The sequence below is a fragment of the Aequorivita antarctica genome (genome assembly GCF_007997155.1).
Classification (GTDB): Bacteria; Bacteroidota; Bacteroidia; order Flavobacteriales; family Flavobacteriaceae; genus Aequorivita; species Aequorivita antarctica.
The window spans coordinates 70578-88548 of the sequence record NZ_VORT01000003.1; the positions used below are offsets into that span (position 1 = coordinate 70578).

17 protein-coding genes are annotated in these 17971 nt (G+C 37.8%); 10 read left to right on the forward strand and 7 right to left on the reverse strand.

Features of this window, described 5'->3' with window-relative positions:
- Nucleotides 1-44: 44 nt before the first annotated feature.
- The 3 genes from lysS to ESU54_RS04925 all read right to left on the reverse strand — a co-directional run bounded on the left by lysS (nucleotide 45) and on the right by ESU54_RS04925 (nucleotide 3975).
- A complete protein-coding gene (gene lysS, locus ESU54_RS04915; protein ID WP_111843558.1) occupies nucleotides 45-1736 on the reverse strand; it encodes a lysine--tRNA ligase in 1692 nt (563 codons plus the stop codon).
- A gap of 185 nt (nucleotides 1737-1921) precedes the next feature.
- On the reverse strand, nucleotides 1922-2815 hold the full coding sequence (locus ESU54_RS04920) for a thioredoxin family protein (RefSeq protein ID WP_111843557.1): 894 nt from the start codon (nucleotides 2813-2815) through the stop codon (nucleotides 1922-1924).
- 98 nt (nucleotides 2816-2913) lie between these two features.
- Nucleotides 2914-3975, reverse strand: coding sequence for a helix-turn-helix domain-containing protein (locus tag ESU54_RS04925; RefSeq protein ID WP_111843556.1), 1062 nt, complete (start codon nucleotides 3973-3975; stop codon nucleotides 2914-2916).
- Nucleotides 3976-4083: 108 nt separating this feature from the next.
- On the opposite strand from ESU54_RS04925, the gene ESU54_RS04930 reads away from it, so the two are divergent.
- The 4 genes from ESU54_RS04930 to ESU54_RS04945 all read left to right on the forward strand — a co-directional run bounded on the left by ESU54_RS04930 (nucleotide 4084) and on the right by ESU54_RS04945 (nucleotide 6222).
- Nucleotides 4084-4242, forward strand: a complete 159-nt coding sequence (locus ESU54_RS04930; protein WP_111843555.1) for a YqaE/Pmp3 family membrane protein — start codon at nucleotides 4084-4086, stop codon at nucleotides 4240-4242.
- A 4-nt stretch (nucleotides 4243-4246) separates the two neighbouring features.
- Nucleotides 4247-4987 (forward strand): hypothetical protein, encoded by a 741-nt coding sequence (locus ESU54_RS04935; protein ID WP_146743968.1) that lies wholly within the window; start codon nucleotides 4247-4249, stop codon nucleotides 4985-4987.
- A 214-nt stretch (nucleotides 4988-5201) separates the two neighbouring features.
- Nucleotides 5202-5738, forward strand: coding sequence for a hypothetical protein (locus tag ESU54_RS04940; RefSeq protein WP_146743967.1), 537 nt, complete (start codon nucleotides 5202-5204; stop codon nucleotides 5736-5738).
- 124 nt (nucleotides 5739-5862) lie between these two features.
- Nucleotides 5863-6222 carry a four helix bundle protein gene (locus ESU54_RS04945; RefSeq protein WP_111843552.1) on the forward strand — a complete coding sequence of 120 codons (360 nt, stop codon included), beginning with the start codon at nucleotides 5863-5865 and terminating at the stop codon, nucleotides 6220-6222.
- A gap of 133 nt (nucleotides 6223-6355) precedes the next feature.
- On the opposite strand, the gene ESU54_RS04950 is transcribed toward ESU54_RS04945, so the two are convergent.
- Nucleotides 6356-8620 (reverse strand): reprolysin-like metallopeptidase, encoded by a 2265-nt coding sequence (locus ESU54_RS04950; RefSeq protein ID WP_111843551.1) that lies wholly within the window; start codon nucleotides 8618-8620, stop codon nucleotides 6356-6358.
- A gap of 179 nt (nucleotides 8621-8799) precedes the next feature.
- On the opposite strand from ESU54_RS04950, the gene lipB reads away from it, so the two are divergent.
- On the forward strand, nucleotides 8800-9525 hold the full coding sequence (gene lipB, locus ESU54_RS04955) for a lipoyl(octanoyl) transferase LipB (protein ID WP_111843550.1): 726 nt from the start codon (nucleotides 8800-8802) through the stop codon (nucleotides 9523-9525).
- 359 nt (nucleotides 9526-9884) lie between these two features.
- Here the strand turns inward: lipB and ESU54_RS04960 are convergent, their stop codons facing one another.
- A complete protein-coding gene (locus ESU54_RS04960) occupies nucleotides 9885-10592 on the reverse strand; it encodes a hypothetical protein (RefSeq protein ID WP_111843548.1) in 708 nt (235 codons plus the stop codon).
- Between the two features lie 355 nt (nucleotides 10593-10947).
- On the opposite strand from ESU54_RS04960, the gene ESU54_RS17790 reads away from it, so the two are divergent.
- The 5 genes from ESU54_RS17790 to yidD all read left to right on the forward strand — a co-directional run bounded on the left by ESU54_RS17790 (nucleotide 10948) and on the right by yidD (nucleotide 14194).
- Nucleotides 10948-11109 (forward strand): hypothetical protein, encoded by a 162-nt coding sequence (locus ESU54_RS17790; RefSeq protein ID WP_160113253.1) that lies wholly within the window; start codon nucleotides 10948-10950, stop codon nucleotides 11107-11109.
- 31 nt (nucleotides 11110-11140) lie between these two features.
- Nucleotides 11141-12796: a tetratricopeptide repeat-containing sensor histidine kinase gene (locus tag ESU54_RS04965; protein ID WP_111843546.1), complete on the forward strand. Its 1656-nt coding sequence runs from the start codon at nucleotides 11141-11143 to the stop codon at nucleotides 12794-12796.
- Between the two features lie 3 nt (nucleotides 12797-12799).
- Nucleotides 12800-13465 (forward strand): helix-turn-helix domain-containing protein, encoded by a 666-nt coding sequence (locus tag ESU54_RS04970; RefSeq protein ID WP_111843545.1) that lies wholly within the window; start codon nucleotides 12800-12802, stop codon nucleotides 13463-13465.
- Nucleotides 13466-13685: 220 nt separating this feature from the next.
- Nucleotides 13686-13916 carry a hypothetical protein gene (locus ESU54_RS04975; RefSeq protein WP_111843544.1) on the forward strand — a complete coding sequence of 77 codons (231 nt, stop codon included), beginning with the start codon at nucleotides 13686-13688 and terminating at the stop codon, nucleotides 13914-13916.
- On the forward strand, nucleotides 13913-14194 hold the full coding sequence (yidD, locus tag ESU54_RS04980; RefSeq protein ID WP_111843543.1) for a membrane protein insertion efficiency factor YidD: 282 nt from the start codon (nucleotides 13913-13915) through the stop codon (nucleotides 14192-14194). The genes ESU54_RS04975 and yidD overlap by 4 nt, the downstream gene beginning before the upstream one ends.
- Before the next feature lie 89 nt (nucleotides 14195-14283).
- Here yidD and ESU54_RS04985 read toward each other — a convergent pair whose 3' ends face one another.
- Together ESU54_RS04985 and ESU54_RS04990 are read right to left on the reverse strand one after the other, a co-directional pair.
- A complete protein-coding gene (locus ESU54_RS04985; RefSeq protein ID WP_111843542.1) occupies nucleotides 14284-16776 on the reverse strand; it encodes a DUF5686 and carboxypeptidase-like regulatory domain-containing protein in 2493 nt (830 codons plus the stop codon).
- Between the two features lie 36 nt (nucleotides 16777-16812).
- Complete coding sequence (locus ESU54_RS04990; protein WP_111843541.1) at nucleotides 16813-17793, reverse strand: pyruvate dehydrogenase complex E1 component subunit beta; 981 nt, start codon at nucleotides 17791-17793, stop codon at nucleotides 16813-16815.
- Between the last annotated feature and the right edge of the window lie 178 nt (nucleotides 17794-17971).

Sequence of the window (17971 nt, forward strand, 5' to 3'; positions counted from 1 at the left end):
CCACACTGTTGTGGTTTCCTTTTTAAATAAATTTAAAGAGGTTTTTACAAAACTGAAACCATCAAGTTATCATCAGTCTTTTCAACTTTCGCAACCTTTGAAGCCGTCAATCCTTTTATAGCTTTGTCCCACTTTTTGTTGCTCAAACCGCTTTGGGCTTTTAACGCTTCCAAAGCAACAGGTGATTTGACTTTTAAAAGTGTGTAAACAGCTTTTTCGTCTTCGGTCATTTCCACTTTTTTCTTTTCGGGGCGCATTTGAGGGAAGAAAAGCACTTCTTGTATGGAAGGGTTGTTAGTCAAAAACATAATCAATCGGTCCATCCCGATGCCCATGCCGCTGGTTGGGGGCATACCGTATTCCAAAGCTCTAAGAAAGTCATAATCTATAAAGGCAGTTGCTTCGTCATCACCTCTATCTGCAAGTTTCAATTGGGCTTCAAAACGCTCGCGCTGGTCTATGGGGTCATTCAACTCACTGTAAGCGTTTGCTACTTCCTTTCCGCAGACCATCAATTCAAAACGCTCCGTTAATTCAGGATTTTCGCGATGCTCTTTGCAAAGCGGACTCATTTCCTTTGGGTAATCTGTAATGAAGGTTGGTTGAATGTAGTTGCCTTCACACTTTTCGCCAAAAATTTCATCGATGAGTTTTCCTTTGCCCATGGTGTCGTCCACTGGAATTTTCATATCCAAAGCAGCTTTGCGGATTTCATCCTCAGTCTTGCCAGTAATATCAAAACCTGTAAAGTTTTGAATAGCCTCAGCCATTGTTACTCTTGGGTAAGGGGCTTTAAAGTCTATTTTGTGCTCTCCAAAAGTAGCTTTTGAGGTTCCGTTTACTTGTATAGCGCAGAATTCCAGCAATTGTTCACAGAAATCCATCATCCAGTTATAGTCTTTATAGGAAACGTAAATTTCCATGGCAGTAAACTCTGGATTGTGGGTGCGGTCCATCCCTTCGTTTCTGAAGTTTTTGGAGAATTCATATACGCCGTCAAAACCACCGACGATCAATCTTTTTAGGTATAATTCATTAGCAATTCGCATATACAATGGAATGTCCAAGGAATTGTGGTGCGTAATAAAAGGTCTTGCTGCAGCACCACCCGGAATGGGCTGCAAAACAGGAGTTTCAACTTCAAAATAACCGCGTTCGTTAAAGAATGTTCGCATGGCGTTGAATAGCTTGGTTCGCTTTACGAAAATCTCCTTTACATGTGGGTTTACCACCAAATCCGCATAGCGCTGGCGGTAGCGTTGTTCAGGGTCTGTAAAAGCGTCGTGTACTTTTCCTTCGGCATCAACGCGCGGTTGCGGCAAAGGTTTTAATGCTTTGCTCAACAAGGTGAAGTTTTTTACCATGATGGTTTTTTCACCAACTTGGGTTTTGAAAAGTTCGCCTTCAATCCCTATGAAATCGCCTATATCGAGCAATTTTTTATAGACTTCATTGTAATGGCTTTTGTCTTCGCCAGTGCATATTTCATCACGGTTAAAATAAACCTGAATACGTCCATCTGCATCCTGAAGCTCTGCGAAAGAGGCTGAACCTTGGATTCTGCGCGACATCAACCGTCCAGCAACCACTACCTTTTTTCCTTCCTCAAAATTGTCCTTTATCTTTTTTGAAGTGTTGTTTACAGGGTATAAATCTGCGGGATAGGGGTTTATTCCACGATCGCGCAGTTGTTGTAGTTTTTCTCTTCGGATGATTTCCAGTTCAGACAGTTGCATAAATTATGTATAAAAATAAGTTTGCAAAGATAGCGAAATGAAGTGCGAATTACGAAGTGGAAAATTCGAAATACCTTGATTAGAAAAAAGAATAAAGAAAATAGAACAAAGAATCCAATGACTATTGCAAACCAACGAATTAACAAATCCCGAATCCCAAATCCCAAATCACGAAGTAACAAGTATCACTCTTTCCCCTTAATTGCCGCTATTGCAATTTTCACCCTTTCGTTATTGGGATTTATGGCCAGTGATTTCTCGTAGTTTAACAGCGCTTTTTCCATTTGGTTTGTAACATATAATTTGTTTGCCAAGTTTTCATAGGAATAAGATTCATTAGGAAACAAAATTGTATTCATTTCGGCAATATAGAGCCCCTCCGCTTTTCTTTCAGAGTAGAATAGAACACTGGAATAGGTACTTAATTCGCCTAAATGCTCAGCTTCTTTTTTTAGCTTCGGAAGCAATTTTTTTGACTTTCTCTGGAATTTTTCAAATCCCATTTCGGTTAGCGCATCATTCACAATGGTAACCGCATTGTAGTTGGGCACGTAGCCTTTATCCTGAATAATTTGTAGAATATCATCCTCAAATGTATTGACGGGATGCTCCACAATTCTATTTATTTCTTTTCCGTCTTTGTAGAATATAAAAGTAGGAACGCGATGAATATTCAAACCTTCTTCCTCCCCGCCAGGGCTTTGTTTGTAGTTTTCGCTATCGTTTGATACAGCTATCACGGTAAGCCGATCCAAAGGAAATTGGGCTTCCTCCAGAATTTTATAGAATATGGGAAGTTCCTTTTTACTGTCTCCACACCAAGTGCCAAAAAAAACAGTAATCGTGTATTGCGGAAGTAGCTTTTGTATAGCGACAACTTTTTCTTTATTGGGTTGATAGGCTTCATAGTTTGTTAAAAACCATTCAGAATAGGTGTTTACTGAAAGTGCTTCCTTGTTGATTTTACCAAGTAACATTGGAGTTTCGCCATTTTGCATAATTTCTGTATTAAACGGCTGGGCGTAGTTAGTGAGAATTGAAAATGTAAATGCGATGGAAAAGAGAATTAAATTTTTCATGGGTGCTGATTTTAGAATTAACACCACGAATATTTAAAAAATGGAGGAAGAATTGCTGAAGACAGGGTTTGAAAAAGGGCCTAGACCCCCGTTTGAATTTAACTGGAATACAGGTTTTTAACGTCTTCCCGAGAGCTCACATTCAGCTTTTTATAGAGGTTATTAATGTGGGTTTTTACCGTGCTTAAACTAACGAACATATCAGAAGCTATTTCTTTGTTGCTTTTGTTTTCTAAAATGAGTTCCAGAACCTTCTTTTCTTGGTTAGAAAGAGATTCTTTATTGGGAGGGAAAAAACTTTTCATCTTTCTCAGTTTCCCATAAAAAAAGAAGTTGCCAAAAATTGATAAAGCTGCAATTGCACCCAACCCATAAACCCACCAAGACAATCCATCAGGTTTAATTGTAGCTATCAAATATTTATCTGAAGCAAGTTCCTCTCTGTATTGCTCTGTGTAATTGCTGTTGGGATATTTTTCTTTGAGCCTATTTAATAAATTGTCATAATAGGAGTTGGTTTTTAAATCTTCCAAATAATAGGCATGCAACGGTTGTGCTCTGTCGGAAAAAAAGGAGTAGCTATAAAGCTCTGCCAAAGGTTCATGTAGCTGTTCGCCGTATTGTTGCAAAATGCTGAACCATTTTTTTGAATTAATTTTTCTATTAGCTTCACTGCGATAAGTACCAAAAGCAAAACGCATATCGTGTTTTAAGGAGTCGATTTTTAAAAAAGCATTGGCCTTTTCATTTTTAGAGATTACAAGACAGAACATCTCATTGTCAAACGAAAAAGGAAGCGTCAAAGTGTCGTTATTATTTGCGATAAAATTCACCTCTTTGCTATTTGGGCATTGCCCCGTGAAATGTGCCGTGTTTTGATCATTTTCGTTGCACATATCTACGTGGATTCTATAAATTTTGTTTTCAGCAGGTAAATTATCCCCTGAAAAAGAAAAGTATCCTGTAGAATCAGGATATGTTTTATTGAGAATTTGCTCAGGAAATACTCCAGAAATTTTCCTGTAGTCATCAACCACAGAAAGATAAACAGCACCTTTGGCAGATTCAGCATCTACATAACCCGAAAATTGATATTGTGCTTTACTGGCCGTTACAGCAAAAAAGAAAACGAGCAGCGCAATAATTTTTTTGAAATCCATTTTTAAAATAAATCACTAAGGTAATAAACTCTGTTGAATCAAAATCTTGTAACAAAAGGAAAAATGACGGGACAGATAGCTTAAATAATAATCGTAAATTTGTTTTCTATGAATATATGGAGAGTCCTGTTAGCAATCATTTTTCCACCACTTGCAGTTATTGGCAAGGGTTGTGGATCTGTTCTTATTGTCTTTATACTTACCGTTTGCGGATGGATTCCCGGCGTGATTGCCGCACTTATCATTCTAAACAATCCTAAAAGATAAACCCATGAAACTAAAATTACTTTCGCTATTTATCTTGGCTTTTACTTTTGTAAGCTGCCAATTTACGGAAACTATGGTTATGAATGAAGACGGTAGCGGCACCATGAGAGTGGAAGTGAACCTCAACGAAATGATGGCCTTTGGCGGCGGGGCAATGGGTGATTCAACAGTAATGAAAATGGATACCATTGTCTATATGAAACAATTTTTGGAGGAAAAGAAAGACAGTATCTCCAAACTTTCCATCACCGAACAACAAAAACTGAAAAAGTTGGAGAATTTCAACATTCATATAAAAATGGACTCGGAGACTTCTGAAATGGTTTATGATATTTCCACCAATTTCAAAAATATAAATGAGGCGAATGATATGCTGAACGGATTGGAACAGGCTGGAAATTTAATACCCAACAAAGATGCGAATACCGAAATTAAAAAGGAAGAAGATTCCCCCGAAGTAGTTGGTGTTAATTATTCTTTTAAAAATGGTATCTTTAAACGAGATGCTTACATAAAAGACGAAAAGCTGCACGCACAGCAAGTAGACAGCATGAAACAAGCCGAAGCTTTTATGGGTGGTTCCAATTATATGTTGAAATATACTTTTCCAAAGAAAATAAAGAATACTTCAAATCCAGACGCTACATTTTCAGCAGATAAAAAAACAGTAAGTATTCAAGCACCTTTTTTAGAATACTTTAAAAACCCGGATTTGCTGGATTTAGAAGTGGAGTTGGAGAAATAGGGAATCGTAAATATTGAGTTATGAGTTATTGATTACGAGCTCCTTCCCCTAGTTACTAATTTAAATTAATTGACGGAAACACCCTTTAAAGGCAGGGGGAATTAACAAATCCCGAATCACAAATCACGACTCACAAATCACGAATCCCGACTCACGACTCACGAATCACGAATCCCGACTCACGAATCACGAATTAACACTAAACACATAAAACATGAAAGCACTCTATTTTTTAATCCCATTATTTATGGTAAATGCTTGCAAAACGCAAACGGGTGCTGTAACCTCTTCAGAAAACACAACGATAGAACATATGGAAAACAAACCAACAGGCTGTCCTGAAGAAGGAACTTGCAACGTAGTCGTCCATAAAAACAAAAGCTTGTCCATACAAGAAGATGGAACTGGTGCCTTATATCCTCAAATAATAGAAGGTACAAGTACAGTAGTAGAATACACTTATTTAAAAGAAGGTCCTCCGGGAACGGCAGACGGCAATTATTCTGAAACCATTCACTTTGAAATTCCTGCGGCCACAACAACATTGCGCAAGGAAAACGCATCCTTGAACGATGTAAAACTGCTCTACGGAAAACACTGTTTTTGCAGAGGGGAAGCGGGTTATTACCCAATAACCGACGGAAAGCTTTTAATTGAAAAAAGCGGTCAGGGAATTGTGTTCGATCTTAAATTTAAAGTAAATAAAACCTCACAAGTAGTTACGCATATTTCGGAAACGATGAAACTTTGAAGTAGAAAAAAGAGAAAAGAATAAAGAGGATAGATGTTAGATATTGATTAAATAATCACTTTTTACATTCTCTTTTCTTTATTCTTTTTTCTTTGCTCTTTATTCTTTTACAAAAAATACTGCAATGCGAAAAAGGCATAATTATAAAAACTTAAATATTTGGAAACTGGGACTACAGATAACCATGGATATTTCTGATATTTTAGACACTTTTCCTAAACACGAAATATTTGGATTGACATCGCAAATGAGTCGTTGTTCTGTTTCAATGCCTAGCAATATTTCAGAAGGTTCTGCAAGAACCGATAAGGCCTTCAGTAATTATTTGGATATTTCCCTTGGATCTTCTTTTGAATTGGGAACTCAGCTATTGATTGCTCATCACAAAAATTATATAACCACAGAAACGCTGGAAGAATTGGAAGCAAAAATTTCAGAGTGGCAGAAAATGACAATGGGCTTTCAAAAAAGATTAAACGGCTAAGAAACCCCGTCTTTCCTCTTTATTCTTTATTCTTTATTCTTTATTCTTTATTCTAAAAAAAAGAGAAAAGAACAGGAACCACCCCGTCTTTTCTCTTTATTCTTTATTCTATTTTCTTTATTCTCTATTCTACTCAGTTCTTAACAACCTTCTTAGTAGTTACTTTATTTCCGTTTTTCACAACAAGGAAATACATTCCACTTTCAACATAATTGTAATCCAATTGTTTGCTGAAAGTATTTGATGCAGAAACATCGTCAAAAGTAGTTTGACCGATAATTCTTCCTCTTAAATCATATAACGAAACTTCAATATTATCATTGGAAGCTGGTTTGAAAGTAAGGTTGAAAGTTCCGTTTGAAGGGTTTGGATAAACTGCAAAGTTTTCAAACGTGAATTCTTCAACACCAACAGTTCCTGTTACAGTAATAACGGCATTATTAATATCATAGAAAATGTTGTCAGACGAAATAACCATCAACCTACCTGTTGTAGTGTTAAGGTTTGGCACGTTTACAATAGCACTTCCATTGTTTGGTACACCCAATGCAACAGCTACTGGATAAGTAAGTCCGCCATCAGTAGAGAACATAATATCAACATTAGGACTGTCCACTGGAGCTACATCAGTTCCTGCAACATCCCAAGTAACGGTTTCAGTAGTTTGGGTAGTCCAACTAGTAGCAGTATTTTGCGAGCTTACCACAAATGGTCCTGCGGTTCCATCTACAGTAACAAACATATCATCACGTGCTGAAGATCCGCCAATGGCTGCATTATCACGAACGTTATATCTAAAACGCATCGATCTTCCTACTTGAGGAACAACTTCCCAAGTGCTCTGTGTGTTTCCAGCTAATACAGTTGCCAATGCTGGCATATATCTGTCTGGTGATAGCAATGGATCAATAGACCTAAAAGCTGGCCCTACTGTTGAAGTGTTTTGTGGTGGTTGAGGGGAATCTTGATTATCCATCTGCTCCCAGCAGTGTGAAAGCACATCTCCTGCGTCAGGGTCTGTAGCAGTACCTCTCAAAATAAATGGAGTTCCTTTTGGAATAGTCATATCAGGGCCAGCATCTGCCGTTGGCGGCAAGTTGTTGGTTGGGCTTTGCACCGCGCACTGGCCTTGACCATTTTTAATATAAGTCCACATTTCCTGTATGCTTATACCGTGAAAATAGTCATCACTATGTGTTTGAACATTCTGGGGAGCGCATATTCCCGCATATGCCATAATTGTGGAACCACTTCCTGGCTCAAAAGCAGTAGGTAGGTTTCTATTGCCCCCGCCGCAAGCATTTGCAGTTCCATTAAAAGTATGGTTTGCGCCGAATTGATGTCCCATTTCGTGCGCTACATAGTCAATATCATAATTATCCCCAATTGGGGCATTAGTTCCAGTTACTCCTCTTGCTTTTTGACCAGTAACGCAGGGTACACGTAAACCGGCGATACCCCCAGCTCCAGTACTGAAAACATGGCCTATGTCATAATTGGCATTTCCAATAATATTATCACAGGTAGTTTGGTTTTGGCCAAGCATTGTACTTCCGTTATTGTTAGTGTATGGATCTGAGCCCGAATTAAGAAAGATAATATCTGTGTTGTTGGCTACTATAACCATAGTCAATGCAACATCCCTTTCATAAACACCATTTACACGCGTCATGGTAGTGTTCATTGCTGATAATACAGCAGCTTTTTTAACGGCATCAGGAGCACCTGGATCAACACCTTGTTGGTTTAAGTGATATTGCGAATATTCCCCAGTACAAGCCAAAGCAAGTCTAAAGGTTCTTAAAAGACCATCGTTTGCATTTCTGTTGGCTTCAGGCATATCTATTATCTCATGTTCCACTGTGTTACACTCAAAATCTCCAGAATATGCAGGAAGTGTATTGATGTTATAAGAAATGTAATAGTTCTTATCACTGGTATAAGGATCAATATAGATAGTAGAATAGTTTGGTGAAGAAATCATCACATTTACACCTACACTAGAAACACTAAACCGTGCTACGGCTGAAGCATCTTCAATTCCCTGAGCCACATAAGATCTAATATTTGGGTGTTGTGCCTGTAGCGGAGCTTCCATTATGGAAGCTTCATATACACGGAAATGTTGAAGTACACCATTGTTGGTAGGCAACTCTATAATAACATTGCTATGTACGGTATTTCTTGCCGGAGCGTGAGTCAAAAGAGTTGTTAAAGCTGAAGTATTAAGATCAAACAGATTGTAATCCTGCGGCATCGAGTTTCTAAAAGCTTTCTGTCGGTTTTGCGTTTCAGTAGACGAAGCTTTCGTCCATAACGCATTGTTCTGTGCATTTACCCCAAAGCATAAGAGTGCAAAGGATAAAACCAGCATGTGTTTAAAAGTACTTTTTTTCATTTTATTTGTGATTATTATGAATGTTTATAACTGTAAATATAAGAGTCTTTAGGGAAATTTGGGAAACTTTAAGAAACTAACTTTCTGCATTTAGCTAAAAAAACGCATAAAATTCAAAAAATGAATCCTAGAAATGTAATTTATCAATAGTTTTGCCCTTAATTTTTTAAAAAGCTACATTGAATCGATCGCTAGAAATAATAGATTTAGGGTTAAAAGATTACCAAGAAACTTGGGATTTTCAGGAATCGCTTTTTCAAAATATTCTTCATATAAAAAGCAACAACAGAAAAGATAATTTGGAGCAAGCCACTCCAAATTATCTTTTGTTTGTGGAGCATCCGCACGTATATACCCTCGGAAAAAGCGGCCATATTGAAAACCTGCTCATTTCTGAAGAAAAATTAAAAGCCATAAATGCTAAATTCTACAAAATAAACCGCGGCGGCGATATAACCTATCACGGCCCGGGACAGATTGTTGGCTACCCAATTTTGGATTTGGAAAATTTTTTTACCGATATCCACAAATACCTCCGTTTACTAGAAGAAATGATTATCCGAACCCTAGCGGAATACGGTCTAAAAGCAGAACGTAGCAAAGGCGAAACTGGAGTTTGGCTTGATGTCGGTACCCCCTTCGCCAGAAAAATATGCGCCTTGGGTGTCCGCGCCAGCCGTTGGGTGACCATGCACGGTTTTGCACTAAACGTAAATACCGATTTGGGTTATTTTGACAATATGATCCCCTGCGGAATTAAAGGCAAGGCGGTAACCTCCTTAAATGTGGAATTGGGAAAGGTTGAAATTTCTATGGAAGAAGTGAAAGAAAAACTTTTGAAACATTTTCTTGTTCTTTTTGAAGCTGAAGTGAAACAAGAAGAAAATCACCATATTTCATTATAAAAAATAGAAACTCTTGTTACCTTTAAAACGGGGACTGAGCGGAGCCGAAGTGCAGTAAAAGGGTCTGCCATCTTTAAAACGGGCACTGAGCGGAGCCGAAGTGCATTCGAAAGCTTTTGTGCCAGTCCTGAGCGGAGCCGAAGTGCAGTAAAAAGGCCTTCCTCCTTCGTCCCTCCCTTTAAAACAAAAGAGGAATCTTTAGAAGGGATTTCTAATTGAGATGAGATAAGCAAATAGATTTAAAAACTATTAAAAGCCTAATATTGTGTTATCGTCAACTATCAGGTTAGAATTTGTTATTTGGAATTTGTTATTTGGAATTTGTTATTTGGAATTTGGAATTTGTTATTTGTTATTTGTTATTTGTTATTTAAACAAATATACTTCCCAATCATATACCGCGTAATGGGCTTTAAAGTCTTCCCAGTTTGCGGATGCAAACCATAGCTGGTAAAATATTCAAGATCGCCATCCCTGTTTTTGCCATACCAAACCCGAACGCTTCCATCTTCATTAAAAAACTCAGATTCACAAGTCGGTGTAACTTTTTCAAAATCAATTATTCGTTCCTCTTTATAAGCTTTAAGGTTTCCTTCTCTTAGTTTTTCTGAATCAAAGGAAGCTTCAATATAATGTCTTCCCTCCCATTCCATCCAACGCTGCTTGGTAAAATAATGATACCCAAAGAACCCAATAACCGCTAGCAAAACAACAGCTATAATAGACAGTACTAATTTATTTTTCTTCTTTGGAACCTTTCTTCCCTCTGAAATTCCCTTTACTTCATCTATAGTATTCTTAACAAGAAAATCCCTGTAATTCTCATATCCTAAATATTGTGCTAAAGCAATCAAAACTTCTGGTCTTGGAATTTGAATATCATCATCCGAGTTTTTAACAGCCCTTTTATATAGTGTTCTAAAACTTTTCTCTCCATAGGGAAAAACTTCCGAAACAATTTCAGACAACCTATGTGCGCATTTTGAATCCGATGGCTCTTTATGACCTTCAAGCGCCAATTCCTCGCTTACTTTATCAAAAGCTTTTAAAAGTAATTCGCTATGCATCCATACTGTTTTTCAATTTTTTAAAACTACAAAAATCAGATGGAAAATACTTGGAAATTCTTTTCCATAACCTTTCCATTTCCTTTCCAACCTTTCCAACACATTCTTCATTCATTTGCTTCAGTATTGCAATGCCACCTTGGGTGTAACAGGGTTTACAAAACATTTCAATACTGCTACTGGAGCCGCAGCTTAAAGTGATTGGCCATTTTTGAGAAGTAACCTCTTGCCTTACTTCTGCGCTCCACACTTCTCAAATTGGAAGGATTCCCTTCCACCTTAATGTGTCGCTGTAAAAATTCTCTGGGCAAGTACCCGGACAGCCACACTAATACCAACTTTTAAATCAAACAAAATGAAGAAAATAATTTTAATAGTACTTACTGCATTCCTCAATATGGGTATTTTTTCCTGTACCCCACAAGCAATTTCTGAGGAAGTAAAGAGCACACAAGCCTGTTGTGGCGATCAAGGCCATTTTCCACCCCCTCCTCCAGGAGGAAACGGAGGCGGATAAATATTCGCCAATTTGTTAGTACTTTAGAGGAATGAAAAACCTACCCCTTTCATTCCTCTTTTCTTGGCTTCTTTCTTCCCTTTCAATCCCTGTTGTTTGCAACGCCCAAACCGCTTCGGACTCCATAGAACAATATTATCAATTAATTGTAAACCCCCAAACAAGCATAGACATTCCAGAAGGTATAATGTTCTATTCCCAAAAAAAAGAAAATGACCTAAAACGAAAAGACACGCTAAGCGCAGTAAGAGACTTAAGGCTGATTGCTATAGGCCAAGCGAAAATTGGGAATTTATACGACAGTGAAAATGCTACAGTAGAAGCACTTGCTCTAATAGATAAATACCATTACAAAGACACCCTTATTGAAGCCAAAAAAGGAATCTACAATGAAATGGGAAATTTATACCGCGAATCATACAATACCAAAAAAGCTATTGAAGCCTACAATTTATCTTTAAGTTTTTCGAGAAAACTATCAGACAGTCTTACACTTATTAATAACAAATCCAACATCTATAAAGACTTAGGGCAATATCAAAAAGCAGCCGAGCAACTCAATCTTGCCTATGTGAAAATTCGCAACGATACGAATTCCCTTCAATCTGCAATGGTTCTCGATAATCTGGGATATGTGCAGTCCAAGTTGGGAAACCCAGATGCCCTGCTCAATTTAAAAAAAGCACTATCTATTAGGGATACCCAAAACAACTTGGAAGGCATCTATTCCAGCAACAAGCATTTGGCGATGTACTATTTTGACCGAAATGACAAACAACTATCCCAAAGCTATTCAAATAAAGCCTACCAAACTGCACAATTACTAAATAGTATCACCTACCTCCAAGACGCCCTTTCTCTCTTTGCAATAATGAATGATGACCCAAAAATCATTCAGTTCAAAAAGATTACTGATAGTATTGCCAAAGACAAACAACTGGCCGAAAATAAAAATGCTTATTTAAAGTACAACGTTGCCAAGGAAAAAAAGAAAACCTCAGAGGCACTTCTGGAACGTGAAATGGAAAAAAACCAAAAACTCATTTTCATTATTCTTGGAATAATCATTTTTCTCACTTCTATTTTCATTTACCTAATACAAAGAGTAAAATATAAAAAGGAAAAAATATTACAAGTCCACAATACGGAAACCCGCATTTCTAAAAAGGTCCATGATGAAGTAGCCAATGACGTATACCATCTTATGGCTAAAATTCAAGGAAACGCCCCCGATAATGAGGAACTACTAGATGAACTAGAAAAGATATACAACAAAACCCGCGATATTTCAAAAGAAAACAGCGCCATGGAAATCCAAGAAAATTTCAGTGGTCAACTCAACGATTTGCTGTTGAGCTATCAAACCGAAAAAGTAAAAATAGCTACACGCAACATTTCTAAAATTGATTGGAGTACTATTTCAGAAACAAAAAAGACGACTATCTATAGGATACTACAAGAATTGATGACCAATATGAAAAAACACAGCAACGCCAATGTAGTGGTGCTTTCTTTCCAACAAAACAATAAAAAAATAAACATTGAATATACAGACAATGGCAAGGGATGCGAAATAAAAAACAAAAATGGTCTTCAAAATGCGGAAAACCGTATTAAAACTCTAAATGGAACTATTAATTTTGAATCCAAACCCAATGGTGGGTTTAAAGCAAAAATCACTTTGTAAGCTATGTTCAAAAAAGTGTTGGTTTCTGAAGACCTAGGCAGCATCAGCAATGGTATAATTTCCGTGCTGGAAGCGCTCCACATAGACAATTTTATACAAGTGCAATATTGCGATGATGCCTACCTAAAAATTAAAAAAGCAAGTCAGGACAAACGCCCCTTTGATTTGTTGATTACCGATCTCTCCTTTAAAACTGACCACCGTGAACAAAAATACGCTTCTGGTGAAAAGCTCATAAAAGCCTTGAAAGAAGAACATCTTAATATAAAGATAATAGCCTATTCAGTAGAAGACCGCCCACAAAAAGTGCGAAACGTAATGATAGACAGCAAGGCAGATGCCTATGTTTGCAAAGGTAGAAATGGTTTAAAGGAACTGGATGAAGCCATCGCAGCGGTATTAAATGGACATACCTATCTTTCCCCAAAAGTTGGCAACGCGTTACGGGAAACCGCACCCGCAGAAATTGACGATTATGATGTAGAAGTGATGAAGCTCCTCGCCAACGGCCTTTCCCAAGACCAGATTAGCGTAAATTTCCAAGGCCATAATATACATCCCAGCAGCCTCAGCGCCATTGAAAAACGCATCCTCAAACTTCGCAACCATTTCAATGCCAACAATTCCGTTCACCTTATTTCCATAGCTAAAGACCTAGGACTGATTTAGATAAAAAGTCGGTTTTGCCCATTGTGGAGCAACAACTCTTTTCAATTTTAATTTCGTTTTCAAATAAAATACGCACATTACGGAAAACCGCAAAGAAAATTCCCACACTCTCCATAAATTAGCCAATATTCAGCCGCAATCAGGTTCTGGGGAGAATAAAACGGCTGAATTAAATCCCTTACAGAGGATGCTGTAAGGGATTTCTCTTAAGCCAAACCATATGATATATAAAGTAATCCCATTTATAGTACACACAGACCATAAAACAGGTTACTCAAACCATGTGTCGCTCCAACTAGAACAATTAATAAACAAATATTCCGAACAAGGCTGGACATATTTAAAAATCGAAACCGTAACCAATCATGTACAGGGCAAAAAAGGCTGCCTTGGCTTCGGCGCAAAACCTGGCTTTACCTTGGTCAGCAATATGTTGGTTTTTAAAAAATGATAAAATCCATTCTACTTTTAAGTATAAGAAGCTACTGGCGTTTAGTTCCAAAGAAAAATCGCAGAAAATGTCTTTTCAAAAAATCCTGCTCCCACTACATATATGAACAAATTAAGAAAAAAGGCTTAGAAGCAGGATTGAGGGCGGTGCATTTCAGAATAGAAAACTGTAACGCCAATTACCAAATAATGAAGATTGACGGTGAGAAAATACTGATAACCAAAACCAATAAAGTATATCCTGAAAAGGAATTGAGTGAATTTATTTTGAAAAAGTAGGAGGCCTTACGGTTTTCTGTAATAGAATGTTAAGTGAGTGTTTAAAGTTTGAAACCAATACTTAAAACTGAAAGGAATCAAAGAAATACTTAAAAAGTAAACCCAAAAACCCCTGTTACCCCAAAGCTTCGGGCGTCTGGATTGTCAAAATAATTCCCACGGAAATTGAAGTCTACCCTAAAGACACGGAAGATATTTCCCACGCCAACACTCCATTCCCAATAAATATCCTCGGGGGCTTGGTAAACTATATTGGACGCATTTAGGTCTTTGTTTTCTTGTGATATGGTTCCATAAACAGCCCTAAAGCCCACCACTTCACGCAAATCAAGCTTTCGCAATAAAGGTATTCGCGAAAAGATGCGTCCTCCAAAGTTGTGCTGCAGATGGAGCGAGGTATAGGTATCACTTACAAATTCGTAATAATCTAATTGCGTAAAACTATTGTAAATACTAAAATACGTCTGGTTTCCAGGTATAGGATTCAATAAACTAAGCGGAACCGCACCAAGGGTCGTCCCTACTTCAACAGTAGAGAGCAAACGGCCAATACCTCCAATATTCCATGGCTGGGTATAAAGGGCCTGTATCTTTTTATATTCAAAATCGCCCCCCATAACACCTTTTAAACCATAGCTATAACCAGCATAAAAAGAGGGAAAGTCGCCATCATTTATTATCGTGCGTTCAACGCCATAGCCAGAGGTTTTTCTTCCGGGAGCGTATAGAAAACCGAGTTGTATTTCAGCTTGTTTCAGTTCGCTTTTCGTTTCACCTGTAAAAACACCATCCTCCATTACCTTATAATCAATACTGAAAGTCTCGGTTGCAGACTCCAAGGTTCTATAAGAGCCCGTAAGGCGCAAAATAAAATTCTTCCATGGCTCAATATCAAACCCTATGGTTGAAAGGTTTATTCGTGAAAGCCTATCGTTTGAACCAACTGACAACAAAGAGGAAGAGGCAAGACTTCTGCCCAAAACATCGGTACTATTGGTAAGACTTGCTCCTGTTTGTTCCACATCGCGCCGGTTACCACCAAAGACCGTGAGCCGCGATTTTCTATCTAAAAGCCACTTGGCACTGACTCCATATTTAAATCTATCATCCTTAAAACCATACGCCCCAAAACCTTCCAAACGCCAAGGGTCATTTTGAGTGAAATACGTTCGTCCACCCAAGCGTATTCGCATTCCTTCGGCTTCATTGAACCCGAAAATGGAAAACACAGGACCAATATCAAAATTATTTACCTCGTAATACCCACTCGCTAGCGTAGCGCCAACATTGTACAAAGCCTTGAAACGCCGGACAGTCTTAAGGGTGTCTAGCATTTTGTAAACGCCCTTTTCATCCTTGCTCAACTTTTCCATCCGGTTCTTTTCCCAAAACTCATCCGTTTGGTTATAGATTTCATATTGATAAGGATCTACTTGGTCATTGTAGAATTTTTTCCCTTTCGGAATGTCGAAAGTATAATTATTATAAAGCGTTGTCCGCTTACCATAGACGCCCTTTGCAGTTTCCTTTTTTTGAAAGCTGAAATCGCTCATAAAATAATCTCGCGTTATCAAAAAGATGGAATCGTTTAGCACATCGAATTCTTGTTCAATATATACATCGCGCACCCAGTTTAGGTTGGCGCTTTTGGAAGCTTGCAGATTTATTTCTTTAATGGCCCAAGTAGAATCGTTCACCCAAAAATCACCTTTAAAAGTCAGTTCGTTTTTTCGGCGTGGGTAGTATATAATATTGTAGCACCATTTGTTATCGCGATAGGCACTGTCACGCAATACATAATTATAAACATCTATCCCAGTACGTGAAAGTGGACTGGTAAAAGCCTTGTCGAAAAACTTTAAATAATTGTCATAAACATCATACTCGCTGTAAAGATCTTTTACAAAAGCGATAAGAGTTTGATTATTCTCAAAACCAGAGTTTTTATTACCGAGTAATATTTCCTTTTCTCCATTCAACAAATTGTCGCCATATACTTTTGAAACGGCTTCGTTGATAAAAATAGGCAGATAGGTATTCCCAGTAACATTTGAAGTATCGGTCTGGTCAAAAACAAATTCCATCCCTTTAAAAACCCTACTCTTGATGAGGGCACTGTCTATAGTGTTTAAGTCAAATTCAAGCTTTTCATATTTATCGTACTGATACTGTTTGAATTTTTTTACACCGTTTTCCCTTCTATTCTCCCAAATCTTCCGAAGAATATCGAGAGCCGGATTGTCCTTTTTTGAAGTTTTTCCACTGTAGACTACAACCTCGTCCAATGCATCGGCACTTTCCTCCAGCAACACTTCCATATTGTAGTTGGTTCGGGAAGGAAGCTCCACCTCTTTGGTAGTATAACCTATAAATGAAAAAAGAACTGTTTTATAGGTTTTGTCGCTTTCCAAATAAAAACGACCATTTTCATCTGAAATAGTTCCCTCTTGCGAATCCTTAAAAATCACATTGGCAAAAGCAACCGGATAATCAGAGCCGTCTTTAATAACACCGCTGACTTTGGTTTGGGAAAATACCGAAGCACCAAAAACAATAAAAAAAAACAATAAAAGGTACTTCATAAATTTATGGGACTGATATTTATTAGGAATATAAAGTTAGTCTCTATAAAGAACTTTCTTTACAGCCTTAACAACATCTTCACTATTTGGTAACCACTCTTCAAATAAACCAGGAGAAAATGGCGCGGGAGTATCTGCAGTATTTATCTTTACAATTGGGGCATCCAAATAGTCGAAAATTTGATTTTGAACTTGATAGGTTATTTCAGTTGAAACGTTTCCAAAAGGCCAAGCTTCTTCTAAAATCACCAAACGGTTCGTCTTTTTTACGGATTCTAAAATGGTTTCATAATCCAAAGGACGAACAGTTCTCAAGTCGATTATTTCACACTCAATACCATCCTTGGCAAGAGTTTCAGCTGCTTTATAAGCCTCTTTTATAATTTTTCCGAAGGAAACAATGGTTACATCTTTTCCTTTTCTTTTAATATCAGCAACCCCAAGTGGAATTAGATATTCTCCTTCCGGCACTTCGCCTTTGTCGCCGTACATCTGCTCGCTTTCCATAAAAATCACGGGATCATTATCACGGATGGCGCTTTTCAACAAACCTTTTGCGTCAGCTGGATTGCTCGGCACTACTACTTTTAGGCCCGGACAGTTGGCATACCAGCTTTCAAAAGCTTGGCTGTGCGTGGCGGCAAGTTGGCCTGCTGATGCTGTTGGTCCGCGGAACACAATAGGAATATTAAATTGTCCGCCACTCATTTGGCGCATTTTAGCAGCATTGTTTATAATTTGGTCAATAGCAACCAAAGAAAAGTTGAAGGTCATATATTCAACTATCGGCCTATTGCCGTTCATTGAAGAACCAATGGCTATTCCTGTAAACCCATTTTCTGAAATGGGGGTGTCAATTACGCGTTTTGCTCCAAACTCGTCCAACATTCCTTTACTGGCCTTGTAAGCGCCGTTGTATTCGGCCACTTCCTCACCCATTAAATAAATAGTTTCATCGCGGCGCATTTCCTCGCTCATCGCTTCCTGTATAGCTTCTCTGAATTGTAATGTCTTCATCTGTCTAAATTGAAATGTAAATAACTGAAAAATTTTCAGGGACAGCAAAAATAGTATAAATCCAATCTGTTTAAGTAGTATTTCCCAACTTTTAACCAAAATTTATTATGCGTGCATAGCAAAATAAGGAAATATATTCTTAACTTCGCATATTAATAATCCGAAGCCTTTGGCAAAG